The sequence below is a fragment of the Janthinobacterium sp. GW823-FHT01H08 genome, from assembly GCF_058797855.1.
The window spans coordinates 1,973,891-1,999,773 of record NZ_CM179504.1 but is presented as its reverse complement, the minus strand read 5'-3'; the positions used below and the strand labels follow the sequence as shown (position 1 = coordinate 1,999,773).

23 protein-coding genes are annotated in these 25,883 nt (G+C 65.1%); 16 read left to right on the top strand and 7 right to left on the bottom strand.

Translation table 11 applies throughout. The features are described 5' to 3' along the window. Positions 1-81 precede the first annotated feature (81 nt). Complete coding sequence (locus AC3RCG_RS08905) at positions 82-1,095, bottom strand: serine/threonine protein kinase (RefSeq protein ID WP_139143072.1); 1,014 nt, start codon at positions 1,093-1,095, stop codon at positions 82-84. Positions 1,096-1,198: 103 nt separating this feature from the next. Between AC3RCG_RS08905 and AC3RCG_RS08900 the strand changes: the two genes are divergently transcribed. From AC3RCG_RS08900 to AC3RCG_RS08875, 6 genes are all read left to right on the top strand, one after another. Continuing rightward, on the top strand, positions 1,199-1,897 hold the full coding sequence (locus AC3RCG_RS08900) for a UPF0149 family protein (protein WP_492405345.1): 699 nt from the start codon (positions 1,199-1,201) through the stop codon (positions 1,895-1,897). Positions 1,898-1,974: 77 nt separating this feature from the next. Next, positions 1,975-2,892, top strand: coding sequence for a LysR family transcriptional regulator (locus AC3RCG_RS08895; RefSeq protein WP_492405347.1), 918 nt, complete (start codon positions 1,975-1,977; stop codon positions 2,890-2,892). Positions 2,893-3,008: 116 nt separating this feature from the next. After that, positions 3,009-4,547: an MFS transporter gene (locus tag AC3RCG_RS08890; protein WP_492405349.1), complete on the top strand. Its 1,539-nt coding sequence runs from the start codon at positions 3,009-3,011 to the stop codon at positions 4,545-4,547. A 26-nt stretch (positions 4,548-4,573) separates the two neighbouring features. Further along, positions 4,574-5,650, top strand: coding sequence for an HlyD family secretion protein (locus tag AC3RCG_RS08885; protein WP_121668802.1), 1,077 nt, complete (start codon positions 4,574-4,576; stop codon positions 5,648-5,650). Beyond that, on the top strand, positions 5,647-7,086 hold the full coding sequence (locus AC3RCG_RS08880) for an efflux transporter outer membrane subunit (RefSeq protein WP_121668801.1): 1,440 nt from the start codon (positions 5,647-5,649) through the stop codon (positions 7,084-7,086). The genes AC3RCG_RS08885 and AC3RCG_RS08880 overlap by 4 nt, the downstream gene beginning before the upstream one ends. Further along, the gene (locus AC3RCG_RS08875) at positions 7,083-7,517 is read left to right on the top strand and encodes a hypothetical protein (RefSeq protein WP_070310859.1); all 435 of its coding nucleotides are present in this window, start codon (positions 7,083-7,085) and stop codon (positions 7,515-7,517) included. The genes AC3RCG_RS08880 and AC3RCG_RS08875 overlap by 4 nt, the downstream gene beginning before the upstream one ends. 9 nt (positions 7,518-7,526) lie before the next feature. On the opposite strand, the gene AC3RCG_RS08870 is transcribed toward AC3RCG_RS08875, so the two are convergent. The 5 genes from AC3RCG_RS08870 to AC3RCG_RS08850 form a co-directional block, all read right to left on the bottom strand. Next, positions 7,527-8,315 carry an ATP-binding cassette domain-containing protein gene (locus AC3RCG_RS08870; RefSeq protein ID WP_492405352.1) on the bottom strand — a complete coding sequence of 263 codons (789 nt, stop codon included), beginning with the start codon at positions 8,313-8,315 and terminating at the stop codon, positions 7,527-7,529. Positions 8,316-8,325: 10 nt separating this feature from the next. After that, positions 8,326-9,378, bottom strand: coding sequence for a FecCD family ABC transporter permease (locus AC3RCG_RS08865; protein ID WP_492405354.1), 1,053 nt, complete (start codon positions 9,376-9,378; stop codon positions 8,326-8,328). Next, positions 9,375-10,301 (bottom strand): heme/hemin ABC transporter substrate-binding protein, encoded by a 927-nt coding sequence (locus AC3RCG_RS08860; RefSeq protein ID WP_492405356.1) that lies wholly within the window; start codon positions 10,299-10,301, stop codon positions 9,375-9,377. The genes AC3RCG_RS08865 and AC3RCG_RS08860 overlap by 4 nt, the downstream gene beginning before the upstream one ends. Beyond that, positions 10,289-11,383, bottom strand: coding sequence for a hemin-degrading factor (locus AC3RCG_RS08855; protein ID WP_492405358.1), 1,095 nt, complete (start codon positions 11,381-11,383; stop codon positions 10,289-10,291). The genes AC3RCG_RS08860 and AC3RCG_RS08855 overlap by 13 nt, the downstream gene beginning before the upstream one ends. 193 nt (positions 11,384-11,576) lie before the next feature. Continuing rightward, positions 11,577-12,476, bottom strand: a complete 900-nt coding sequence (locus AC3RCG_RS08850; protein WP_070290640.1) for a DMT family transporter — start codon at positions 12,474-12,476, stop codon at positions 11,577-11,579. A 303-nt stretch (positions 12,477-12,779) separates the two neighbouring features. Between AC3RCG_RS08850 and gcvA the strand changes: the two genes are divergently transcribed. Then, positions 12,780-13,724 carry a transcriptional regulator GcvA gene (gene gcvA, locus AC3RCG_RS08845; protein ID WP_070220093.1) on the top strand — a complete coding sequence of 315 codons (945 nt, stop codon included), beginning with the start codon at positions 12,780-12,782 and terminating at the stop codon, positions 13,722-13,724. Continuing rightward, entirely contained in the window at positions 13,721-14,083 is a 363-nt protein-coding gene (locus AC3RCG_RS08840; RefSeq protein ID WP_409026928.1) for a hypothetical protein, read from the top strand. The genes gcvA and AC3RCG_RS08840 overlap by 4 nt, the downstream gene beginning before the upstream one ends. Positions 14,084-14,290: 207 nt before the next feature. Here AC3RCG_RS08840 and orn read toward each other — a convergent pair whose 3' ends face one another. Continuing rightward, complete coding sequence (orn, locus tag AC3RCG_RS08835) at positions 14,291-14,887, bottom strand: oligoribonuclease (protein WP_170846480.1); 597 nt, start codon at positions 14,885-14,887, stop codon at positions 14,291-14,293. A 56-nt stretch (positions 14,888-14,943) separates the two neighbouring features. Here orn and AC3RCG_RS08830 point away from each other — a divergent pair, with 56 nt between their 5' ends. From AC3RCG_RS08830 to AC3RCG_RS08795, 8 genes are all read left to right on the top strand, one after another. After that, on the top strand, positions 14,944-16,224 hold the full coding sequence (locus AC3RCG_RS08830) for a M48 family metallopeptidase (RefSeq protein ID WP_492405361.1): 1,281 nt from the start codon (positions 14,944-14,946) through the stop codon (positions 16,222-16,224). Continuing rightward, on the top strand, positions 16,221-16,586 hold the full coding sequence (locus tag AC3RCG_RS08825; protein ID WP_070220087.1) for a 4a-hydroxytetrahydrobiopterin dehydratase: 366 nt from the start codon (positions 16,221-16,223) through the stop codon (positions 16,584-16,586). Before AC3RCG_RS08830 ends, AC3RCG_RS08825 begins: the two co-directional genes overlap by 4 nt. Beyond that, on the top strand, positions 16,583-17,488 hold the full coding sequence (gene rsgA / locus AC3RCG_RS08820; RefSeq protein ID WP_034785059.1) for a ribosome small subunit-dependent GTPase A: 906 nt from the start codon (positions 16,583-16,585) through the stop codon (positions 17,486-17,488). The genes AC3RCG_RS08825 and rsgA overlap by 4 nt, the downstream gene beginning before the upstream one ends. 267 nt (positions 17,489-17,755) lie before the next feature. Then, a complete protein-coding gene (locus AC3RCG_RS08815; protein ID WP_070220085.1) occupies positions 17,756-18,211 on the top strand; it encodes a hypothetical protein in 456 nt (151 codons plus the stop codon). A gap of 180 nt (positions 18,212-18,391) precedes the next feature. Continuing rightward, entirely contained in the window at positions 18,392-21,241 is a 2,850-nt protein-coding gene (locus AC3RCG_RS08810) for an ATP-binding protein (protein ID WP_256267223.1), read from the top strand. A gap of 287 nt (positions 21,242-21,528) precedes the next feature. After that, on the top strand, positions 21,529-22,449 hold the full coding sequence (argF, locus tag AC3RCG_RS08805; protein ID WP_070220082.1) for an ornithine carbamoyltransferase: 921 nt from the start codon (positions 21,529-21,531) through the stop codon (positions 22,447-22,449). A gap of 71 nt (positions 22,450-22,520) precedes the next feature. Continuing rightward, the gene (locus AC3RCG_RS08800) at positions 22,521-23,756 is read left to right on the top strand and encodes an argininosuccinate synthase (protein WP_034759383.1); all 1,236 of its coding nucleotides are present in this window, start codon (positions 22,521-22,523) and stop codon (positions 23,754-23,756) included. Positions 23,757-24,068: 312 nt separating this feature from the next. Then, positions 24,069-25,880, top strand: a complete 1,812-nt coding sequence (locus tag AC3RCG_RS08795; RefSeq protein ID WP_121668798.1) for a methyl-accepting chemotaxis protein — start codon at positions 24,069-24,071, stop codon at positions 25,878-25,880. The last annotated feature ends 3 nt before the right edge of the window (positions 25,881-25,883 follow it).

Here is a 25,883-nt window from a genome sequence, read left to right as displayed (position 1 = left end):
ATTACCACCATTATCGAACAGGCATGCACAAATCAGCGCGGCAAGAAGAAGGACGTTTACCGCCCTTTTCCCACGTTTAGGTCAAATGGGCCAGAGCGGCGCTTCGTCCATCAAGGCCACCTGTTCGCGCAATTCCAGGATGCGGTCCTGCCAATAGCGCTGCGTGTTGAACCACGGGAAGGCGACGGGGAAGGCGGGATCGTCCCAGCGGCGCGCCAGCCAGGCCGAATAATGGATCAGGCGCAGGGTGCGCAGCGCTTCGACCAGGTACAGCTGGCGCGGGTCGAAATCGCAGAAATCTTCGTAGCCGGCCAGGATGTCGCTCATCTGGCGCACCTGGTCGCCGCGCTCGCCCGACAGCATCATCCACAGGTCCTGGATGGCCGGCCCCATGCGGCTGTCGTCGAAATCGACGAAATGGGGGCCGGCGTCCGTCCACAGCACGTTGCCGCCATGGCAATCGCCATGCGTGCGCAGCACGGCTACGTCGCCCGCGCGGTCATAGCAGCGCTTGACGCCGTCGAGCGCCTGCTGCGCCACGCTGGAATACGCGGCCAGCAGCTCGGGCGGCAGGAAGTTACCCTCCAGCAAGAACTCGCGCGGTTCGACGCCAAACGTCTGGTGATCGAGCGCCGGGCGTTCCTTGTACGTGGACAGCGCGCCGACGGCGTGGATGCGGCCAATGAAGCGCCCTATCCATTCCAGGGTCGCCGGGTCGTCCAGCTCGGGCGCGCGGCCGCCGTGGCGGGGAAAGACGGCAAAGCGGAAGCCCTGGTACTGGTGCAGGGTGCTGCCGTTGATCGCCAGCGCCGGCACCACCTGGATTTCGCGCTCGACCAGCTCGGACACGAACGCGTGTTCTTCCAGGATGGCTGCATCGCTCCAGCGCTCAGGGCGGTAAAACTTGGCCACCAGCGGCGCGCTGTCTTCGATGCCCACCTGGTAGACGCGGTTTTCATAGCTGTTCAGCGCCAGCAGGCGGCCATCGCCGCGCAAGCCCACGCTGTCGAGGGCGTCGAGCACGCAATCGGGGCTCAGTGCGGAAAAGGGATGGACGGGCCGGTCGTCCTCGTGCGGCTGGTTTTCATTGTGCATGAGCGACATTGTAAGGCGCGCGCGGGCCGCCGGTGCAAACACTTCGGTGATGAAGCGCTGCAAGGCGTATACTGGCGCCTTACATTTCATCAAAGAGCAAGCCATGTCACTCGAACAGCCATTATCAGAAAAAGAATTTGACGAATTAGACCAATTCCTGTTGTCGGACCGGTGCTCCGAAGACGCCATGACCATGGATATGCTGCACGGCTATCTGACGGCCGTCGCCATCGGTCCGGAACCGATCATGCCGGCCGAGTGGTTGCCGCGCGTGTGGGGCGAAGATGCCGAGGATGCGCCGAAATTCAAGAACAGCAAGGAAGAAGAGCGCATCGTCAACCTGATCATGCGCTTCATGAACGAAGTGCTGGTGACGTTTGAAGTGGCACCCAAGGAATTCGAAGCCCTGTTCGTCGAACACGACTACGAAGGCCAGACCCTGATCGACGCCGAAGCGTGGTGCTGGGGCTTCTGGGACGGCATGGAACTGCGTCCCGGTTCGTGGAACGAAATCTGGGATTCCGAAGTGGCCGCGCTGATGCAGCCGATCTACCTGCTGGGCGCCGACGAAATCAAGGAAGAAGAGCTGAAACTGGTGGAAGACCCGGTCAAGGCGCACAAGCTGGCGCAGGAACTGGAAGCGAACCTGCCGGCCATCCACCGTTTCTGGGTGCCTCGCCGCAAAGCACCGGTGCAAACCCTGAAGCGCGAAGAGCCGAAAGTGGGCCGCAACGACGACTGCCCTTGCGGCAGCGGCAAGAAGTTCAAGAAATGCTGCGGCGCCGAGCCGGCAGCCGAGTAATACCGCAATAGCAGCCCCACTGCGCCGGCGTCCTGCCGGCGCAGTGCTGGCGCTGGCCCCCGGGCTATAATCGCCGCATGAAACTCCCAGACCTGAATCTGCTCGTCGCCCTCGACATCCTGCTCGAGGAAGGCAGCGCCGTGGCCGCCGCGCGGCGCATGAATCTGAGCGCGCCGGCCATGAGCCGCACCCTGGCGCGCATCCGCGACGCCATCGGCGACCCCGTCTTCGTGCGCTCCGGGCGCGGCCTGGCGCCGACGCCGCGCGCGCTGGAACTGCGCGAGCAGGTGCGCGGCGTGGTGGAACAGGCGCACGCCGTCTTCACGTCCGGCCGCGAAGTCGACCTGCGCACCCTGGAACGCACCTTCAGCCTGTGCGCCAACGACGTGTTCGTCGGCGCCTACGGCGGCAAGCTGCGCGACCTGCTGGCCAGCCATGCGCCGAACACGGTGCTGCGCTTCGTGCCCGAAGGCGATGGCGCCACGGAAAACGACGCCCTGCACGCGGGCCGCATCGACCTGTACATCAGCGCGCGACGCGCCTTTGCGCCCGACATCAAGCTGCAGCAGCTGTTTAGCAGCGGCTTTGTCGGCATCGCCCGCAGCGACCACCCGATCTTCGACGGCCCCATGAACCTGGACAGCTTCACCGAGTACGAACATATCAGCGTGTCGCGCCGCGGCCTGGCGCGCGGCCCGTTCGACACGGCCCTGGCCGAGCGGGGCTACACGCGCCGCGTTTCGCTGATCACGCCCAATTTTCAGTCCGCCATCTTCGCCGTGGCCGATTCGCGCCTGCTGCTGCCGCTGATGCCCACGCCCCTGCTGCCCATCGTCGAGCGGCTGGGATTGAAGCTGCGCACCTTCGCGCTGCCCATTCCCGTCGACAACGTCGACGTATTCCAGGCCTGGCATCCGCGCCTCGACCACGACCACGCACACCGCTGGCTGCGCGCGACGATCAAGTCGCTGTGCGGCAGCGCGCCGGGCGCGTAGGCGCTGAACCCAATATCATTGCGCCAGACGCAATCGAGACTTCATCAATTATCAATTTTCACAAGATTAACGGCTACCTATACTGCGTGGACTGATTCTCATCCACGGAGTTCCCTGTGTCCGCTGTATTGCTTCCTGGCGCCATCCCGACGATGGCGCCGCCTCCCCCTTCACCGCCGGCGCCACCCGTCTTTGGTCCGCGCCTGGCCACCGGCCTGGCCGGCGTGCTGCTGGCCGTGCTGGTATCGGGCCTGAATGAAAACATCACCAAGGTCGCGCTGGCCGACATCCGCGGCGCCATGGGCATCGCGCGCGACGACGCCAGCTGGCTCGTGGCCCTGTATGCGGCCGCCTCGGTGTCGGCCATGGCGTTCGCGCCGTGGTGCTCCGTCACCTTCTCGCTGCGCCGCCTGACGGCCGCCGCCATCGTCGTCTGCATGGCCGCCGGCGTGCTTTGCCCGTTCGCGCCGAACCTGTCCGTGCTGATGTTCCTGCGCGTGGTGCAGGGCGCGGCCGGCGGCGCCTTGCCGCCCATGCTGATGACGGTGGCGCTGCGCTTCCTGCCGCCGAACATCAAGCTGTATGGCCTGGGCGGCTACGCGCTGAGCGCCACCTTCGGTCCCAGCCTGGGCACGCCGCTGGCCGCCTTCTGGACCGAGTACCTGGGCTGGCAATGGGCGTTCTGGCAAGTCGTCCCGGGCAGCATCGTCGCGCTGCTGATGGTGTCGTGGGGCTTGCCGCAAGACCCGCTGCGCCTCGAGCGTTTCCGTCAATTCGACTGGCGCGGCCTGCTGCTGGGTCTGCCCGCCATCAGCATGCTGGTGGTGGGCTTGCTGCAGGGCGAACGCCTGGCGTGGTTCGCCTCGCCCCTGATCTGCGTGCTGCTGGGTGGCGGTCTATTGCTGCTGGTGCTGTTCTTTGTCAATGAATGGTCGCATCCGCTGCCGTTCTTCAAGCTGCAGCTGCTGTCGCGGCGTAACCTCAGCCACGCCCTGCTGACCCTGGGCGGCGTGCTGTTCGTGCTGCTGGCCGTGATCCTGATCCCTTCGTCCTACCTGGCGCAGGTGCACGCCTACCGCCCGCTGCAAACGGCGCCCGTGATGCTGATGGTGGCGCTGCCGCAGCTGGTCGCCCTGCCGCTGGTGGCCGCCCTGTGCAATATCCGCGCCGTCGACTGCCGCTGGGTGCTGGCCATCGGCCTGGCCCTGCTGGCCCTGTCCTGCGTGCTGGGTGCGCGCATGTCGCCGGACTGGATACGCACGCACTTCTACCTGCTGCAGGCGGTGCAGATCTTCGCGCAACCGATGGCCGTGATTCCCTTGCTGCTGCTGGCCACCACGGGCCTGGCGCCGCAGGATGGCCCCTTCGCCTCGGCCTGGTTCAACACCATCAAGGGCATGTCGGCCGTCGTCGCCACCGGCGTGCTCGACGCGCTGATCACGCGCCGCAACCATTTTCATTCGACGGTGCTCAGCGAGCGCCTGGGCAACCTGCCTGGCGTCGTGGACGTGCCGGGCCTGAGTGCGCGCATGCATGCGCAAGTCGTCACCCTGACCTCGTCCGATCTGTACCTGTGCGTGGCGGCCATCGCGCTGGCCATGATTGTGATCATTCCCATCCTGCCGACGCGCGTCTATCCGCCGCGCGCAGCCTGACTTTTATTTCAAGAAAGAGCATCCCCATGCAAACAACCATACTGCGCTCACGCGCATTTCTTCTCGGCCTGGCCCTGCTGGCCTGCGCCCTCGCCTTTTGCGCCTGGCAACTACTGTTCGCCCGCGGCGACGAACAAGGCACCGACGACGCCTTCGTCAGCGCCGACTACACCGTGCTCTCCCCCAAGGTGGGCGGCATCGTGCGGGAAGTGCTGGTGGAAGACAACCAGACTGTCAAGGCGGGTCAGCTGCTGGCGCGCATCGACGACCGCGACTATCAGGCCGCCGCCGCCTCGGCCCGCGCCGAGGTAGCCGGCGCCGAAGCGCAGCTGGCCAATGCCCGCGCCACCTTGCAGCGCCAGCAATCGGTGATCGAGCAAGCCACGACCCTGGTCGACGCCAACCAGGCGGAAGACAAGCTGGCGCAGCAGGAACTGGCCCGCTCAACGCACCTGGCAGGCCAGGGCGCGGGCAGCGTGCAGAACGCGCAGCAGGCGCAATCGCGCTTCGACGTGAGCCGGGCGCGCCTGGCGCAAAACCGCGCCGCCCTCGTCGCCACCCGCAAGCAGACGGACATTTTACAGGCGCAGCAAGGCGCGGCCGAAGCGGCCCTGCTGCGCGCCCGCGCCAGCCTGCAGCGGGCCGAACTTGATTTGTCGCATACGCAGCTGCGCGCCCCCATCGACGGCATCGTGGGACGCCGCGCCGTGCGCGTCGGCGCCCTGGTGGCGCCCGGCGCCAGCCTGATGGCCGTGGTGCCCCTGAACCGCAGCTTCGTCATCGCCAACCTGCAGGAAACCCAGCTCACGCACGTGCGCCAGGGCCAGCGCGCCAGCATCGCCGTCGACGCCTATCCGGGCATGCTCCTGCGCGGCACGGTGCACAGCATCGCGCCCGCCACGGGCGCGACCTTTGCCGCCATCGCGCCGGAAAACGCCACCGGCAACTTCACCAAGGTGGTGCAGCGCATCCCCGTCAGGATCGCGCTCGATCCGGGCCAGGATGACGGCAGCCGCCTGCGCGTGGGCATGTCGGCCGAAGTGCGCATTAGTACAGCTGCGGCCATGCGCCGTCAACTGCTGCAACAGGTGAGCGCGCGATGAAAGCACTGATCATTTTCACGGCCCTGGGCCTGGCCGGCTGCGCCAGCGTCGGCAGCGACTTCCAGCCTCCGCACCACGAGCTGGGGCAGCAATGGCGCCAGGCGCAGGATGCCCGTTTCGCCGCCCAGCAGGACGCCGCCATCGAGCAACGCTGGTGGGACGGCTTCGGCGATGCCACCCTGTCTTCCCTGCTGCAGCGCGCCGCCGGCGCCAACCTCGACGTGCTGGCGGCCGGCAGCCGGCTGGAACAAAGCCGCGCCGCGCGCGGCGTGGCCGGTGCCGCGCAAGGCCCGTCCCTGGGCGCAAATGGCAGCTACGGCCGCGCGCGCAACAGCGAGCAGGGCTTGAGCGACCCGTCGCGCAACAACGGCCAGTCAGCCTACAACCTGTGGCAAGGCAACCTCGACGCCGCCTGGGAGCTGGACCTGTGGGGCCGCGTGCGCCGTGAAGTGGAAGCGGCTGACGCGCACGTCGACGTGGCGCTGGAAACGCAGCGCGGCGTGCTGCTGGCCGTACTGGCCGAGACGGCGCGCGACTACATCGAGCTGCGCGGCGCGCAGCAGACGCTGGCCATCACGCAGCAGCTGCTCGATATCGCCCGCCATACCCTGGACCTGACCCGCATCCGCCTGCGCGAAGGCGTGGCGACGCAACTCGACGAAGCCGAGGCGGCGGCCCACGTGGCCACCATCGAAGCACGCCTGCCGCCGCTGCAGCAGCGCGAAGCGCGCCTGGGCAACGCCCTCGCCCTCTTGCTGGCGCTGCCGCCGCAAGCCTTGCAGGCGGAACTGGCGGCGGGCAAGGACATTCCGGCCGTGGCCATGCAGGTGCAACTGGGCGTGCCGAGCGGCCTGGCCGAGCGGCGTCCCGACATCCGCCGTGCCGAAACGCAGCTGCACGCGGCCACGGCCGCCATCGGCGTAGCGCAAGGCGATTTTTATCCGCGCATCACGCTGTCGGGCAGCATCGGCCTGCAAGCGATGCAGCTGTCCGACATCGGCTGGGACGCCAAACGCTTTGCCTTCGGCCCCGGTTTCAGCGTGCCCCTGTTCGATGGCGGCCGCCTGCGCGGCAAACTGCAATTGCGCGAGGCGCAGCAGCAGGAAGCGGCCATCGCCTACCGCCAGACGGTGCTGGCCGCCTGGCACGAAGTGGAAGACGCGCTCTCTGGCTACCAGGCCAACGCCCGCCGCCAGGCCAGCCTCGATGAAGCCGTCAGGCAGGGACGGCGGGCGCTGGGCAGCGCGGAACTGCGGTACCGCCAGGGCGGCACGGACTTGATCAACGTGCTGCACGTGCAAAACACCTTATTGAACAACGAAGCGGCGCTGGTCGACAGCCGCGCCACCGCCTCGCTGTCGCTGGTCCAGGTCTACAAGGCGCTGGGCGGCGGCTGGCAAGCATTTTCAACCACCTCGCAAGGAAGCACGCCATGAAACCGAATCCCGCCCATTTCTCCATCCACGACGTCAGCGACTTTCCCATCGTGCGCTTTCGCCCTGAAACGGCCGTCGACGGCTATGCCCCGCTGTGGGAAAACGACATGGACGCCCTGCTGCGCCATGGCGAGCCGTTCGTCCTGCTGTTTGAAGCGGAACGCAGCGATGAAGCGCACATCGACCGCAAGCGGCGCGGCCTGTGGCTCAAGCATAACAAGGTGGCGCTGGCCGCCCTTTGCCGCGGCCTCGTATCGGTCGAGGCGGACGCGGAGCAGCGCGCGCGTCTGCAGGCGCTGGCGGCCGGCGCCATGAAAGCGTTCGGCATCGTGCAGGAGGTGACGGCCACGCGCGAACAGGCCGATGCCCTGATGGTCTGGCTGCTGGGCAGCGGCCAGATGGCGCGGCCGCGCGCGGCGGACGTCTGGTAAATGGATCGATCAGGCGGCCCTGCGCACCGCGCTTCTCGCAGGGATGACGCACACGTGGCCGTCGCTGCTGGTCGCCGTCGTCAGGGCGATGCCATATAGCGCGGCCAGCGCGGGCACGGCGCCGGCATCGCTGGCGATATCCGCCACCAGCTGGCCCGAACGCACCAGCAGCAAGCGCTCGAAGCCCAGCAAGGCGTGGTTGATGTCGTGCAGGATGGCGACGACGGCGTGGCCGCGCGCGGCGCAAAACTGCCGCAGGCTGTCGAGCAAATCGAATTGCAGGCCGGGATCGAGCGCCGCCAGCGGTTCGTCGACGAGTATCAAGCCATCCTGCACATCCCACATCTGCGCGAAGATGCGCGCCAGCTGCACCCTGGCCTGCTCGCCGCCGGACAGGGTGTCCAGGCGCCGCCCCAGCAGATGCGCGGCGTGCGCCAGGGCGGCCGCGTCCTGCACGATCCGTCCCAGCTGCGGGTCGGCCAGGCGCGCCACCCGCCCCAGGCCGATCACCAGTTCGCACGGCAAGCCGAAAGCCACGGTCGAACCTTGCGGCAGGACGGCGCGGCGCAGGGCCAGTTCCGCCAGCGGCCACTGCGCCAGCGGCCGGCCGGCGAAGACCACCTGGCCCGACTGCGGATGCAGTTCACGCGCCATCAGTTTCAACAGGGTCGACTTGCCCGCGCCGCTGGGGCCGAGGATGGCGACGCGCTCGCCGGGTGCCACCTGCAGATTGAACGGGCCGAAATACTGCTGGCCCAGTTGCGTGGTGGCGAAAGAGAGTTCCAGCAGGGGCGTCATGCGCATCCTTTCAGGCGGTGCCGTGGCGGAAGCGCCGCAACAGCATCAGGAAAAATGGCCCGCCCAGCAAGGCCGTGAAAATGCCGACGGGGACTTCTGCGGGAATGGCGACCGTGCGCGCCAGGGTGTCGGCCAACAGCAGCAGCAAGGCGCCCATCAGCATCGCCAGCGGCAGCACCTTGCGCTGGTCGGCGCCCAGCCAGGTGCGCACCAGGTGCGGCGCGATCAGGCCGATGAAGCCGATGCCGCCGCACCAGGCGACGGCAAACCCCGTCAGCACGGCCACCAGCACGATCACCTGCGTGCGCAGGCGGCCCACGTCGACGCCCACGTGCAGCGCCTGCGCCTCGCCCAGCGCCAGCGCGTTCAGGGAGCGCATCAGGAAGCGCGTGGCCCACAGCGCGGCCGCCAGCACCAGCAGCAGGGCAGCCACCTGGCGCCAGCTGCCGGCCGACAGCGAGCCTAACGTCCAGAAAGTCAGGGTGCGCAATTGATCGTCGCTGGCCAGGTAGATGCACAGGCCCATGACGGCCACCGTGATGGCGTTCAGCGCCACGCCCGTCAGCAGCAGGCCGACGATGGAACCGGGCGTGGCCCAGCGGGCGACCCGGTCGAGCAGCACGCAAATGAGCATGGCGCCGGCAAACGCGGCGGCAGGCAGCAGCCACACGCGCAGTTCGGGCGCCACGTGCAGGCTGGCCGTGAAAACGATGGTGGCCGCGCCCGCGCAGGCGGCGCCGCTGCTCACGCCCAGCAGTCCCGGGTCGGCCAGCGGATTGCGGAACAGCCCTTGCGTCAGGCCGCCGGCCAGCGCCAGCGCGGCGCCGATCAGGGCGGCGAACAGCGCGCGCGGCAAACGGATATGCCACAGCACGTACGCGCCGCCGGACAGCGCCGCGTCGCCCGCTTGAAACGGCGCCAGCCAGTCGGCCAGGGTCACGGGCACGGCGCCCGCCTGCACGGCGACGAGCAAGCCGCCAGCCAGTGCGGCGGCGAGCAGCCCGCCGGCGCCCCAGCGTGGCCAGCGCCAGGGCGCGGCGGAGACCAGGGAGGCCACGTTCATGCGGCCATGGCTTTGGCGAAAGCGGCGTCGAGTTCCGCCAGCGCCTGCGGCATGCGCGGGCCAAAGCCCAGCAGCAGCATGGCTTCCTGCGAGACGATGCGGTGCTTGCGCCCGGCCGGCGTCTGCGCCAGGCCTGGCAGTTTCAAGATGCCGTCCACGCCGCCCGAAGCTTTCAAGCCCTGGTCGGTGACGAGCACGATGTCGGGCCGCGCGGCGATCACGGCTTCAGGCGTCAGCGGTTTGTAGCCGGCGAATCCGCCCTGCCCGCCCATCACGTTGACGGCGCCCGCATACGCGAGCATGGCATCGGCGCCCGTCTCGCGCCCGCCCACCATCACCTGGTTCGGCGCATGGGCGAGGATGAACAGCACGCGTACGGGCGCATGCTGGCGCTGCTGCACCTTGGCCAGGGCGCCGCTCCACTGCTGCTGCAGGCTTTGCGCCAGGCGCGCGGCGGGGTCGGCACGTCCCGTGATCCTGCCCACCTGCTTTACGCGTTCGAGCAAGCCTTCGAATTGGTTGTTCGCGCTGAGCACCGCCACCGGCACGCCCGCCTCGCGCACCTGGCGCAGCACCGCTTGCGGCCCCGCTTCCTCGGTGGCGATCAGCTGCGTGGGCGCCAGCGACAGCACGCCCTCGGCCGACAGGGTGCGCGCATAGCCCACCTGCGGCAGCTGCTGCGCCACGGCCGGATACAGCGAGGTCGTATCGACGCCCACCAGTTCGCCCTGCGCCTCGAGCGCGTAGACGATTTCCGTCAGCGCGCCGCCCACGCTGACGATGCGCCGCGCCTTGGCCAGCGGCTTGCCCGCGTCGGTCACTGCCGCCAGCACCTGCATCGGCGCGGCCAGGGCCAATGCTCCCGCCCCCATTTTTTTCAGCGCGATGCGGCGCGCCACGCTGGCGGCGATCATGCGGCGCATAGTTCGCCCTCCCGCGCCACCCTGTCGACGATATGGCGCCATTCGCACAATTCATGCACGCCCGGCTTGCGTTCGCCGAAGAACATGACGATGGTGTCGCCCTTCGCATCGAACAGTTCCACGGACGTCACCAGGCCGTCAACGGTCGGCTTTTTCACCACCCAGGCGCTGGCGATATGGTCTTCGCGCAAATGCAGGTTGAAGCGCTGGTCGAGCACATTGATCCACGGCCCCATCACGGCGATCTTGTGCACGGGGCCCGAGTGGATCTGGATCATGCCCGCATTGCCGACGAAGGCCATGATGGACACCTTTTCCAGCGCGGCATCGTTGAGCAGGTCGAGCACGCAGGATTTGTCGATCTGCTGCACGAAGCGCGCTTCGGCCAGGCGCAGGCCCTGCAGGCGCGAGACCGCATATTTTTTCAGCACGGTGAAAAATTCATGCGTGTCGCGCAAGTCGGCCCAGGCGGCGCGAAAGCCGGCCACGTCGATCTGCGCATCGGGCAGTTCGGCCGGCGACGGCGCCGGCGCCGTCACGGCGATGCCGGCCGCCTGGTCCGTGTCGGCAAAGCGCGTCACCAGCGCGTCGTAGGCGGCCAGGTCGCTTTGCGGCTTGAGGAAAATCTTGTGCACGGCGTGGCCGGCCGCATCGAAAAATTGCAGGCTGCGCTGCACCTCGTGCTCGCCCATCTCGCGAACGGCAAAGCCATGCGCCCACTGGCGGTAAAACACGCGCAGGTCGATGTCGCCACCGAGCACCAGGCCCACGTGGTTGTTGTGGCTGGCCTTGCGGTAGACGCCCGTCTTTTCATGCACGCACGAGGCGTTGCGCGTCAGCGCCATGACTTCGCCCAGCGGCTCCAGCGCGGCGACGATGGCGGGCCAGTCGGCCTGCAGGCGCTCGGCGCCCAGCAAGGCGCCATCGGCCAGCGACAGGCCCGCATGCGCGGCGATCAGCTCGCCTTCGGCTATGCCCAGTTCCTCGGCGATGTCGCGGTGGCGGGCCTTCTTTTCGCGGCGCAGGCGGGCAAATTCACTGGTGACCAGCTCGATATTGCAAATGGGGAACGTGCTCGACACGGTGTCTCCTTTCAAGGCGAACACTGGCTGGCATGGGCTGGCTGGTGGTGGGGAAATTGACGTTAATTATAAATGAGAATCATTCGCAATCAAGTCTTATTTGTGCGCGCATAAAAAAAGCGCCGCGACAGGAAACCCGTCGCGGCGCAAAGGAGACCGATCGAGACAACCGATCAGTTCGGGAAAAACAGGATCAGGCGCTGGCCTGCACGCCCGGCATGGCCGCCGCCTTGGGCGCGGGCCGCTGCGCCAGCAAGACCACGGCGGCCAGCACCATGGCGCCGCCCAGCAACTGCGTGCCGCTGACGGATTCCTTCAGCAAGGTCACGCCGAACGCCATCGTGATGACGGGTTCAAACGTGGAAATGATGGACGCCTTGGCCGCGCCGATCTGCGCCACGCCGGCAAAGAAGGCGGCGATCGCGATGGCCGTCGAGAACAGGGCGATGGCGCTGACGGCCAGCCAGCCCGTCGCCGTGCCCGGCAAGGACACGCCTTGCCACAAGGCAATCGCACTGTTCGACAGGCCCGCCGTGCCCAGAATCACGACGCAAGCGGCCAATGGGTGAATATTCTCGCGGCTTTTCGACAGGCTGTTGCCAAACAGGATGTACACGGCATACACGCCGGCCGCCATCAAGGCCAGGGCGATGCCGATGGGCTGGCCCTGCAGCTTGCCGCCCAGGGTGATGGCCATGCCGGCAATGGCCAGCGCCATCAGCACCAGCATGCGCCGGTCCAGCTTTTCCCAGCCCAGGGCCAGCGCGAGGATGGTGACCAGAACGGGATACACGTACAGCAGCATGCCGCACAGGCCGCTACTGGCATACATGAGGGCATTGAAATAGCCTTGCGACTGGGCCGTGTACATCAGGCCCATCAGCATGTAGCCGGCCAGCAGGCGGCCACGCGGCAAGCGCCAGCCGCCCAGCCACACGAGCGGCAGCAAGAGCATGGCGGCGATGACGAAACGCAAGGCCAGCATGGTCGACGGGTTGACCCCGGACGCATAGGCCGCCTTGGCAAACACTGCGGAACTGCCGAAACCGGCGGCCGACAGCAACACCAGCGCAACGGCGCGGCGATCAGACATGACTAAACCTCTTTGAGTACGCCAGGGCAAACCTGCTGCGCGTCGCGCTTTGCGGCCGGCGATGCTCACCGTACTGAAGTACGGTTGCGCTTCTCAGCCACAAATCACTGCCGCTCGCGACGGTTTTCCCAAGCGTTGTAAATATTAATGCCAAGCAAGGCTGGAAGATGATGCATGCGTGAATCCTGTTGCGGGTCGTTTCACGCATGAGCGGCATCATATTCGCTTGCGCAAAATGAAACAAACCAATATTCTTCACGGATAGGCCGAATATTACTGAGGCTCAATTCTATTAAGAACGCCATGTCACGTCCCTTGCCACCGCTCGCCGCCCTGCACGCCTTCGAGGCGGCCGCCCGCCATGAAGGTTTCCAGCGCGCGGGCGAAGAATTGCACGTCTCGGCCGGCGCCATCGGCCACCACGTCAAACAGCTGGAAGCGTGGCTCGGCATCGTGCTGTTCCAGCGTCTGCCGCGCGGCGTGGTGCTCACCAGCGCCGGCCAGCGCTATGCGGCTTCGCTGGGGCCGATACTCAACCAGCTGGCCGACGTCTCCGAGCAGGCGCGGCGCCAGGGCGACGACAAGGTCGTCACGGTGACGGCCACCAGCTCGCTCGTCTCGCGCTGGCTGATGCCGCGCCTGGGCCGGCTGCGCGACCGCTACCCGCAGATCGAACTGCGCGTGCTGGCGTCCATGCACCCGGTCGACCTGGCGCGCGATGGCGTGGACGTGGCCATCCGCCTGGGACCAGGCCGCTATCCGGGCCTCAAAGTGGATTTATTGATGGAAGAATGGTTTTCCGCCGTCTGCAGCCCCGGTTTCCGCGCCAACGCGGCCAGCCTGCGCCAGCCGGCCGACCTGCTGCGCTATCCGCTGCTGCACGACGAGCCGGAAGTGCACCTGCCCGGCGAAATCGACTGGACGCGCTGGCTGCACAGCTGCGGCGTGCATTACAGCGGCAATAGCGGCAACAGCGGCGCGCGCTTTTCGCACACGTATCTATGCCTGGACGCAGCCGCCAGCGGCCAGGGCGTGGCCATTGCCGCCAGTCCCCTGATCGGCGACGACCTGCGCTCGGGCCGCCTGGTGCGCGTGTTCGAACACGCGGTGCGCGGCCCCCACTGCTATTATCTGCTGCGTTCGCCCCAGGCGGAAACGCGGCCCCTCGTGCACGCGTTTTGCGAATGGCTGATCGCCGAAGCGCGCGCCGACCAGGAAACCGTCTGGCCTACCGTGGAGACAGCATGACGACACACGAACTGGCGCGCAGCGCCGACTATATTGTCCAGCACGAATACGAACATGCCAGGGTGACGGCCGCCGATGGGCGTCACGCCAGCCTGGGCGAATTCTATGGCGACCCGGCCGTGGCCTTGATCGATGACCATGAGCAATGGTGCGCCGTGGCGGGCGAAGGATTGGTGATTTGCCGGCTGGAACAGGGGTTCGGCCAGTGCGCGGAATACTACCGCCAGCCTGGCGAAGTGCGCTGGATTACGGACTTGCGGCAAACGGGAGCGTTTGCGCTGGAGTGGCGGGGTGAGGATGGGGTTTGGCACAGCCTTGCCTTTGAGGCGGCTGTGTCGGGTTACGCGCCAAGGCGCTAACCCGACCTACGCCGACCTGCGCCAGCGGTTGCAATGCCCCGTAGCTGTGTCGGGTTACGCGCCAAGGCGCTAACCCGACCTGCGCCAGCGGTTGCAATGCCCCGTAGCTGTGTCGGGTTACGCGCCAAGGCGCTAACCCGACCTACGCCAGAGGTTGCAATGCCCCGTAGGTCGGCTTAGCGCGCAGCGCCTAAGCCGACAACCCCATTACAATTTAATGAAATGCTCGCGGTAGTACTTCAATTCTTCGATCGACTCGAGGATATCGGCCAGCGCCGTGTGCTTCTGGTGTTTCTTGAAACCGGTGGCGATTTCCGGCTTCCAGCGCTTGCACAGCTCTTTCAATGTCGATACGTCAACATTGCGATAGTGGAAGAATGCTTCCAGCTTCGGCATGCCGCGCACCATGAAGCGGCGGTCCTGGCCGATGGTGTTGCCGCACATGGGCGACTTGCCAGCAGGCACGTATTTCTTCAGGAACGCGATCAGTTCCGCTTCCGCCTGGGCTTCCGTCACGGTCGACGCTTTCACCTTGTCGATCAGGCCCGAGCGGCCGTGCGTGCCCTTGTTCCAGGCGTCCATCTTGTTCAGGGTTTCATCCGACTGGTGAATCACGAACACGGGGCCTTCGGCCAGCAGGTTCAAGTGCATGTCCGTCACCACCACCGCCACCTCGATGATGCGGTCGGTATCAGGCTCCAGGCCCGTCATTTCCATGTCGACCCAGACCAGGTTCATCTCGTTGGGACGTGCTGGCACGGCGGGTGCGGGGGTGGATGCGGTTAAGTCGGTCGCTTGTGACATAATTCTCTCTTGGCCTAATCAAACTAAATAATCAGCCATTTTCTCACAGGCACAGAATGTATTCACTCGCGTTTTCGATTTTGTTTGTATCCATCCTCGTTTTGACCCTGGCCGTGCGCTTCTGGCTCGCTTCGCGGCAGATCCGCCACGTGCTGGCGCACCGCGCGGCAGTCCCGCCCGAATTCGCGGAAAAAATCCCGCTGGCCGCGCACCAGAAGGCGGCCGACTACACGGTGGCCAAGACCAAGTTCGGCCTGCTGACCTTGCTGGTCAACTACGCCGTGCTGATCGGTTTCACCTTGCTGGGCGGCCTGCAATGGCTGGCGCTGCACCTGAATGAATGGATGGGCGCCGGTTCGCCCATGCTGTACCAGATCGGTCTGATCGCCGCCTTTGCCGTCATTTCCGGCCTGATCGACCTGCCCTTCGACTATTACCGCCAGTTTGTGCTGGAACAACGTTTCGGCTTCAACACCATGGCGCGCAAGCTGTTTTTCACCGACATGCTCAAGGGCGTGGGCCTGGGCGCGGCCATCGGCTTGCCGCTGATCTGGGTCGTGCTGACCCTGATGGCGAAAAGTGGCGGCCTGTGGTGGCTGTACGCGTGGTTCGTCTGGAGCGGCTTCCAGCTGCTGATGATGGTGCTGTTCCCGACCGTCATCGCCCCGCTGTTCAACAAATTCACGCCGCTGGCCGACGAAGCGCTGAAAAGCCGCATCGAAGGCTTGATGCAGCGCGTCGGTTTCGCTTCGAAAGGCTTGTTCGTCATGGACGGCTCGAAGCGCAGCGCCCACGGCAATGCGTATTTCTCGGGTTTTGGCGCCAACAAGCGCATCGTCTTCTTCGACACCCTGCTGTCGCGCCTGGCGCCGCAGGAGATCGAGGCCGTGCTGGCGCATGAACTGGGCCACTTCAAGCTCAAGCACATCGTCAAGCGCATCGCCATGATGTTCGTCATCTCGCTGGGCTTTCTGGCGCTGCTGGGCTTCCTGAAAACGCAGCCATGGTTCTATGCGGGCCTGGGCGTCGACCCTGTCGCGCTGGCATTGACGGGCCAGCCGACGGACGCGCTGGCCCTGCTGCTGTTCATGCTGGCCTTGCCCGTCTTTACCTTCCTGCTGGGACCGTTGACCTCGCTCAGCTCGCGCAAGCACGAATTCGAAGCCGACGCCTTTGCCGCCACGCACACGCAGGCGGACGACCTGGTCTCGGCCCTCGTGAAAATGTATGAAGACAATGCGTCGACCCTGACGCCCGACCCGCTGCACTCGGCCTTTTACGATAGCCACCCGCCGGCCAGCGTGCGCATCCGCCACCTGAAAGGGGCTACGACATGAATACGCCATCCACACTGCAAGAGCTGGCCCAACTGTCCTGCGCGCCGCGCCAGCACGCGCTGGGCGACACCGGCGTCGCCACCCTGCACGCGCTGCTGCCGCAATGGACAGTACAAAATGGCAAGCTGTGCCGTGACTTCGGCTTCAAGAATTACTACCAGACCCTGGCGTTCGTGAACGCCCTGGCCTATATGACCCATACGCAAGACCACCATCCGGAGCTCATCATTACTTACAAAACCTGCGCCGTGCGCTACGACACGCACTCGGTCAACCAGGGCGCCGGCGGCCTGTCCGAAAACGACTTCATCTGCGCCGCCAAGGCCGACCTCATTTACCAGAGCAGCCAGGTGGCCCCATGAGCGAAGGCAAGTTGACGGGCGTCATCATTGCCGCCCACGGCCGCCATTACCTGGCCGACGTGGACGGCGCCAAGCTGCAATGCGTAACGCGCGGCAAGAAAACCAATGTGGCCGTGGGCGACATCGTGCACCTGACGCGCACCTCGAACGACCAGGCCGTCATCGACCGCATCGAGGAACGCAAGACCCTGCTGTACCGCTCGGATCAGTACAAATCGAAGCTGCTGGCCGCCAATTTGACGCAGCTGTTCATCGTCGTGGCGACGGAACCGGGCTTTGCCGACGACCTGATCTCGCGCTCGCTGGTGGCGGCCGACGCGGCCGGCATCGAGGCGCGCATCATCCTGAACAAAACGGACGTGACCGCTTCGCTGGAACGGGCCCGCGAGCGCCTGCTGCCGTATTCCTCGATGGGCTATCCCGTCGATGAAGTGTCGGCACGCGCCGAACCTGAGCACGCCGTGGCCACCCTGGCGCCGCTGCTGGCGGGCCAGTCGTCGATCCTGATCGGCCAGTCGGGCATGGGCAAGTCATCCTTGATCAACCTGCTGGTGCCGGACGCCGACATCGCCGTGCGCGAAATCTCGGCCGCGCTCGACACGGGCAAACACACGACGACCTTTACGCGGCTGTACAAGCTCGATGAACTGGGCGCCAACAGTTCCATCATCGACTCGCCCGGCTTCCAGGAATTCGGTCTGTATCACCTGTCCGAAGGCATGCTCGAGCGGGCTTTCCGCGAGTTCCAGCCCTACCTGGGCGGCTGCAAGTTCTATAACTGCCGCCACCTGATCGAGCCGCAATGCGCCATCCTGCAAGCCTTGTCGGAAGGCAAGATCGCCAAGATGCGCCATACCCTGTATGGCCAGCTGCTGCACGAATCGGCGCAGACGCTGTATTAAGCAAATGCCGCAGCACGAATAAAGCCACAACAAAACCTCGGCCGGCAAAATTTAATTTTGCGGCCGAGCTTGCTTTTCGACTTTAATCCCAAAACCGTTCATCCGCCGTTTTAGGCATTTCAGCGCGTCAAACCTGCCGCCCGTCGCCTGCCGCTGGCGATGGCCAGGCGCGTTTGCTAACTTGACACCAGTCGCTGCCGGAAACCCGCCAGCGACCACACGATCTAACTACTCTCCATCCTGCCATCCTGATCGAAGGTGAATGTCATGCTGACCAAACGCTTACTCCCCCTCCTCGTCGCTATCTTTGCCCTTGCCGGCGGCACAGCCCAGGCCCAAACCGCGATGACGCCGCAAGCCGCAGACAGCGTGCGCGTCACCTCTGGCACCTACTATCACGTCACGGCACAGGAAGCCTTAGACATCGAGCAGCAATACCGTCTGTCGAATGGACAACGGCTGGAAGTCCAGCAGCAGGACACCCATTTCTTTGGCCGCCTGATCGACGACAGGGAATTGCATGCAAAGCCCAGCGTGGAAATCTATCCCACCGGGCCGGGCCAGTTTGTCAGCAAAAAGGGCTCGACCTTCGTTTTCAGCAATACGGGCGAGCGCGTGGTGATCGACGACGCCCAGTTCCTGCCCGGCTTGCGCATGCCTGCCGACATGCGCAGCGCCAGCACCATGGACGGCAGCGCCCGCATCCGCCTCGTGTCACGCTAGACGCCTGCGGCCGGCCGTAGCACGGCCGGAGAAACGCCCTGTCGTGGCGGCCGGGCGGGACGCACAATTCTGCCCTGCGGACTGAACAATTCCCCTGAATGCAGCTTACAATGCGATGACGCATGGCCTGTGCGGTCGCAGGCTGGCGCCACTGTTTGCGGGGAGAATGCTTGAATGGAAATGTTCGCGCTCGAACATGACGTAGCGCAGTGGGAAAGCGCATTGCTGCCGTTGCGCGGCACCGGGCGCGTACCGCTGCTGCTGTTGCTGGCATGGCATTTGCGCCAGCGCAACTGCGCACAGGCTCTGCACCATGCAGCCGAAGCGGCAGCCTTGTTGCCCCACGTCCAACTGTCGCCACCCGCCTTGGCCCGCGCCCAAGCGCGTCTGCAACTGGTGCAGGCGGAAGTGGCATGGCTGCAAGGCGCACTCGATGCGGCCGAAAGCCTGGCCCTGGCGGCGCGCGCCACCTGCGAAGTACACGGCGACGGCGCCGGCTGCGCCGACGCCCACTGGCTGCTGTCCTCGATCGCCGTCGACCGGGGCGACCATGCCCGCTGCGACGCCGAACTGCTGGCCGCGGCGCAGCAAGCGCGTAGCGCCGGCGATGCGATGCGCGCCGGCCTGGCCGACGCGGCCACGGCGCGCTGGGCCGTCTTGCACGACGCGCCGGCCGCCCAGGTCCGATGGGGCGGCCACTTCCAGACCGACGGCGCCAGCGGCAAGCTGCCCGCGCCGCTGGCCGCCTGGGTGCACGACTTTCGCGGCTTGCTGGCGCACACGTCGCGCGACCTGGGCACGGCCGCCGGCCACTACATGCAAAGCTATGAGGCGGCCCTGGAAAGCGGCCAGCTGCGCGGCGCGATCACGGCCGCCATCAATATCGGCGACTGTTTCTCCAGCCTCAACGACAACGAATCGGCCCTCGAATGGATGCAGTGCGCGCTGGACCTGGCGCGTCCCACCGGCTGGCCGCGCAGCATCGGCGCCTGCCAGACGCATACGGCCGAAACCATGCGCAAGCTGGGGCGCCTGGCCGACGCCGAAACACTGCTGCGCGAAGCGCTGCACATCCTGGCCCCCGTGGCGGGCGCGCGCACCTATGCCAATGCCCTGTTCCACTTGGGCGAACTGAGCCTGGACAAGGGCGACTACGACACGGCGCTCGACGCCTTCAGCCGGCTGGCGCAGCGCGCCGAAGCGCTGGGCCAGGCCGATTTCCGCAGCATGGCGCAGCGCGGCAGCGCCCACGCGCTGTCCTACCTGGACCGTCCGGACGAGGCGCTGCAGGCGGCCGAACGGGCTTGCCAGCTTGCCACGGCGCAAGGCGACGCCATGCACCAGGTGGCGGCGCTGCGCGTTTTGTCCATGCTGCATGCGCGCCACGACTTGCCGCCGCCCGCAGGCATGCAGGAACGCAATCCCGCCCTGCATTTCCTGCACCAGGCACTGCAGGTGGCCGACTCCATCGAAGGCTATGTGCCGCCGGGCGAACTGCTCGATGCGCTGGCGCGCGAGTACGCGCATGCGGGCGACTATGCGCGCGCCTACGATATCGCCCTCGATGCGGGCGTGGCGCGCGAAAAAAGCCACACCCAGCAGGCGAGCAACCGCGCCACCGCCATGCAGGTTTACCACCAGACGGAACATGCGCGCTCGGAAGGCTATCACCACCGCGAACTGGCCGCCTCCGAAGCGCGCCGCGCCGAAGTATTGCAGCAGACCAGCGAGACCCTGGAGCGGCTGTCGGCCATCGGCCAGGAAATCACCACCCACCTCGACGCCAGCGCCGTGTTCCAGGTACTGGACCGCCACGTGCATGCCTTGCTCCCAGTCAATACCTTTGCCGTCTACATGCTCGATGCGGCGGGCACGGCGCTGCGCCGCGCGCACGGCGTGGAGGCAGGCCGACCCCTGTCCGACAACGCCATTCCACTGAGCAACCCACGCGCCTATTCCGTGCGCTGCCTGCTGGGCCGGCGCGAAGTGTATATCGACCAGGTGCCGCCCAAGCGCCACGCCTACACCGTGCCCGGCACCCTGCATAACCAGAGCGTGCTGTACGTGCCCTTGACGGTGGGCGAACGCGTGCTGGGCGTGATGACGGTGCAGGCTTGCCATGCCCATGCCTACGGCGAACGCGAACGCCTGATCTTCCGCACCCTGTGCGCGTATGGCGCCATCGCGCTCGACAATGCCAGCGCCTACCGGCAACTGCAAGACGCCCAGGCGCAACTGGTATCGCAGGAAAAACTGGCCGCCCTGGGTTCCTTGATGGCCGGCGTGGCGCATGAACTCAACACCCCGATCGGCAACAGCCTGCTGATCGCCAGCACCATGCTGCAAAAGACGGAAGACGTGGAACGCCTGATGAACGGTCCCGGCCTGCGCCGCTCGGACCTGGCCGCCTACATCGACGATGCGGGCAAGGCATCGGCGCTGGTCATGCGCGGCCTGCACAGCGCGGCCGACCTGGTCAACAGCTTCAAGCAGGTGGCCGTCGACCGCACCACCGAACAACGGCGCCAGTTCGACCTGCAGCAGGTGAGCAATGAAATCATCGCCACCGTCATGAACCGCATCCGCAGCTCGGGCCACCGCATCGAGACGGATATCGCGTTCGGCATCTCGCTGGACAGCTATCCGGGCCCGTTCGGCCAGGTGATCACCAATCTGATCAACAACGCCCTGCTGCACGCCTTCGCTCCCGCGCCCAATGACGGCGCCGCCGGCAAGGGCTGCATGCGTTTGTCCGCCACGCCCGATGGCGCGCGCGTGCGGATCGTCTTCGCCGACAATGGCGGCGGCATCGCCGAACAGCATTTGTCGCGCATCTTCGACCCGTTCTTTACCACCAAGCTGGGCCAGGGCGGCAGCGGCCTCGGTTTGTCGATCAGCTACAACATCGTCACGGCCCTGCTGGGCGGCACCATCCAGGTGGCCAGCAGCCCCGCCGGCACGCATTTCACGCTGGACTTGCCCCTGGTGGCGCCGCAGATCGATGCGGCCAGCCCGGCCAGCATCTATTGATGCCGGCAAGACCATGGCTGGACGCGGATACTTGTCTACACAAGTACCCGTCCGGCCAGTCTTTCCAATCTAAAAGCAAAACCCTTATAATTGAATGGCTGAAGTCCCTGCCATTGCATGATTTACAACTTGGCAAACCGCATCGACCCGCGCGACAAACAGGCGCGGGCACCGATCAACACAGCAGCGCGCCGGGCGAGGCAGTCATCAGACGAGATGTTGTACGCTGATGCAACCCGGCGGGAAAGGCACGCCGCCGGCGGCCTGCGCATCTTCAAGTGGTCATTATGTCGACAAAAAAACCGATCAAGCACTACCTCCAGTTCTCCGATTTCACGTTGGAAGAGTATGAATATGTGATCGAACGCGCCCATCTGATCAAGCGCAAGTTCAAGAATTACGAAATCTACCATCCGCTGATCGACCGCACCCTGGTGATGGTCTTTGAAAAGAACTCCACCCGCACGCGATTGTCGTTCGAAGCCGGCATGCACCAGCTGGGCGGCGCCGCCATCTACCTGAACACGCGCGACTCCCAGCTGGGCCGCGGCGAGCCGGTGGAAGACGCGGGCCAGGTCATGTCGCGCATGTGCGACATCATCATGGTGCGTACCTTCGGCCAGGAAATCATCGAGCGTTTCGCCGCCAATTCGCGCGTGCCGGTGATCAATGGCCTGACCAATGAACACCACCCGTGCCAGGTCTTTGCCGATATCTTCACCTACATCGAACACCGCGGCTCGATCGCCGGCAAGGTCGTCGCCTGGATCGGCGACGCCAACAACATGCTGTACTCGTGGCTGCAGGCGGCCGAAGTGTTCGGCTTCCACGTCAACGTATCGACGCCGAAGGGCTACGACATCGACCTGTCGCAAGTCAAGACGGAGCGCTACACTTTCTTTGCCAACCCGTCCGACGCCTGCGAAGGCGCGCACCTGGTCAACACGGACGTGTGGACCAGCATGGGTTACGAGGCGGAAAACGCGGCCCGTATCGCCGCCTTCGACGGCTGGATCGTCGATGGCGCGAAGATGGCCCGCGCGGCGCCCGACGCGCTGTTCATGCACTGCCTGCCCGCCCACCGCGGCGAGGAAGTGGCCGCCGAAGTGATCGACGGCCCGCAATCGGTGGTGTGGGACGAGGCGGAAAACCGCTTGCACGTGCAAAAAGCGCTGATCGAATACCTGTTACTCGGTAAAATCGAATAATTCGCCTGGCACTGCATAAAAAACCTGGCAGCATCGCAATACATACATCGACAACGACAACTGGAAGCAATATGAGCGACATTAAAAAAGTAGTCCTGGCCTATTCCGGCGGACTCGACACCTCCGTCATCCTGAAATGGCTGCAAGATAACTACCAGTGCGAAATCGTCACCTTCACGGCCGACCTGGGCCAGGGCGAAGAACTGGAACCGGCGCGCGCCAAGGCCATCAAATTCGGCATCAAGCCGGAAAACATCCATATCGAAGACGTGCGCGAAGAATTCGTGCGCGATTTCGTCTTCCCGATGTTCCGCGCCAACACCGTGTATGAAGGCGAATACCTGCTGGGCACCTCGATCGCCCGTCCGCTGATCGCCAAGCGCCTGATCGAAATCGCCAACGCCACGGGCGCCGACGCCATCTCGCACGGCGCGACCGGCAAGGGCAACGACCAGGTGCGTTTCGAACTGGGCGCCTACGCCCTGAAGCCAGGCGTGAAGATCATCGCCCCATGGCGCGAGTGGGATCTGCTGTCGCGCGAAAAACTGCTGAAGTACGCGGAAGACGCCGGCATCGAAATCGACATGAAGCACAAGAACGGCGGCGCGCCATACTCGATGGATGCCAACTTGCTGCACATCAGCTTTGAAGGCCGCCACCTGGAAAACCCGAGCGCCGAAGCGGAAGAAACCATGTGGCGCTGGACCGTCAGCCCTGAAAAGGCGCCGGACGAAGCGGAATACCTGGACATCGAATACGAAAAAGGCGACATCGTCGCCATCAACGGCGTGCGCATGTCGCCGGCGACCGTGCTGGCCGAACTGAACAAGGTTGGCGGCAAGCATGGCGTGGGACGCCTGGACCTGGTGGAAAACCGCTACGTCGGCATGAAGTCGCGCGGCTGCTATGAAACCCCGGGCGGCACCATCATGCTCAAGGCCCACCGCGCCATCGAATCGATCACCCTGGACCGCGAAGTGGCCCACCTGAAAGATGACCTGATGCCACGCTACGCATCGATGATCTACAACGGCTACTGGTGGGCGCCCGAGCGCGTTGCCCTGCAAACCCTGATCGACCACACGCAAGAAACCGTGAACGGCTGGGTACGCATCAAGCTGTACAAGGGCAATGTCATCGTTGTGTCCCGCGATTCGAAGACGGATTCGCTGTTCGACATGAACATCGCCACCTTCGACGAAGACGGCGGCGCCTACAACCAGGCCGATGCCGGCGGCTTCATCAAGCTGAACGCCTTGCGCATGCGCATCGCCGCCATCGCCCGCGAAAAACGGGGCCAGAAGTAATTAGTTAGCCAGGGGGCACCTGCTCCCGCGCCAGCTCAAGCCGCCCACGGGCGGCTTTTTTGCGTTTGAAACGCACTCGTCCGCGATTTACGGCCCTGCGCGCGCCCGGATCACCCCCATTTTGCTGTCCGCATGGCAAAATGCTACAGTGCAATTTAGAGCACCTAACATAACCTACTGCGCGGCGCGATTTGCGGCCTGCGATGCTCACTGTGCATGCGCACAGTTGCGCTTCTCAGCCGCAACTCGCTACCGCTCGCTACGGTTCTGTTAGGCGCTCTTAGTCGAAAACTTCCCGCTTCCGGAGCCACCATGTTCAAAGACCTGAGTATCAAGAATAAACTGTACCTGGGCTTCGGCTCCATCGTGGCCATCATCCTGATCCTGCTGGGCGTGGCCTACAACAGCTTTTCGCGGCTGTCCGAGGCTAATGCATGGGACCGCCATACGATGGAAGTGCTGGTCGAGATCGACAAGATCCACAATTCCATCCTGCAAATCCAGGTGGAAGCGCGCGGTTTCATCCTGACCGGCAACGAAGCCTCGCTGACCCCGGAAACCGATGAAACGGCAATGCTGAGCCAACACACGCAAAAAGCCATCGCCATGACGGTCGACAACAAGCTGCAGTCGGAACGCTTCCGCAAGATCGACCAGCTGACCACCACCTGGGTCAAGGAATGGATCACTCCGCTGATCGAGAAGCGCCGCGCGCTGGGCAATGCCCCGGGCGCCACGGAAGCGGTGGCGCGCTCCATGCCGCCAAGCGGCTACCCGGCTGTCGCGCAAGCGAACAAGTTGCTCGACGAAGTGGCCGCCGAGGAAACCCGCTTGCTGGCCGAACGCACGGCCACCACGGCAAAATTGCAGGAAACCATGATGTTGACCCTGGCCCTGGGCGGCCTGCTGTGCGTGGTGCTGGCGCTGGGCATTTCCTATCTGCTGGGCCGTGCCATCCTCGGCCCGCTGAACAGCCTGACGGACGCCGTCGGGCGCATCGCCGGCGGCGAGCAAGGCGCGCGCGCCGCCATCCTCTCGCGCGACGAGCTGGGCAAGGTAACGGAAGAGTTCAACCGCATGGCGCAAACCATCCAGGACAACCAGGCCAACGAATTGGCCGCCACCAACACCTTGCGGGCCAAGGTCGATTCCCTGCTGGAAGTGGTGTCCAAGGCAGCCTCGGGCGACCTGACGGGCAAGGTCGGCATCACGGGCAGCGATGCCATCGGCCAACTGGGCAATGGTCTGGCGAAGATGTTCGAAAACCTGCGCAGCCTGCTCAACAATGTGCAAAAGGCCGGCATCCAGGTGACGACCTCCGCCACGGAAATCGCCGCCTCGGCGCGCCAGCAGGAAGCCACGGGGATTGAACAAGCGCAAACGAGCGTGGAAATTCTCAGCACCACCAAGGAAATCTCGGCCAACACGAGCCAGTTGCTCAAAACCATGGAAGACGCCACCGCCGTGGCCGACTACACGACGAATGCGACGGCCGAAGCGCAGAACAACCTCAAGCGCATGGATTCGACCATGCAGCACATGGTTTCGGCCACCGATTCCATCAACGCCAAGCTGGCCGCCCTGTCGGAAAAGGCCAGCAATATCAATAGCGTGCTGATCACCATCACGAAGGTGGCCGACCAGACCAACATCCTGTCGCTGAACGCCGCCATCGAGGCGGAAAAGGCGGGCGAGGCGGGCCGCGGGTTCTCCGTCGTGGCGACGGAAATCCGCCGCCTGGCCGACCAGACGTCCGTCTCCACCTGGGATATCGAGCAAATGCTCAAGGAAATGCAATCGGCCGTGTCCGCCAGCGTGATGGGCATGGATAAATTCTCGGAAGAAATTCGCCGCAGCGTGGGCGAAGTGCGGCAAGTGGCCGAGCAGCTGTCGTCCGTCATGGACCAGGTGCAGAAACTCACGCCGCAGTTCGACGCCGTGCTGCAAGGCATGCAGTCGCAGGCGATCGGCGCGTCGCAGATTTCCGACACCATGATGCAGCTCAACGACGCCACCCAGCAAACGGTGGAGTCATTAAAAGCCACCAGCGAGGCGGTGCACCAGTTGCAATATGCGGCGGGCGACCTGCAGTCGAGCGTGTCGACCTTCGCCGTCACCATCTGATCC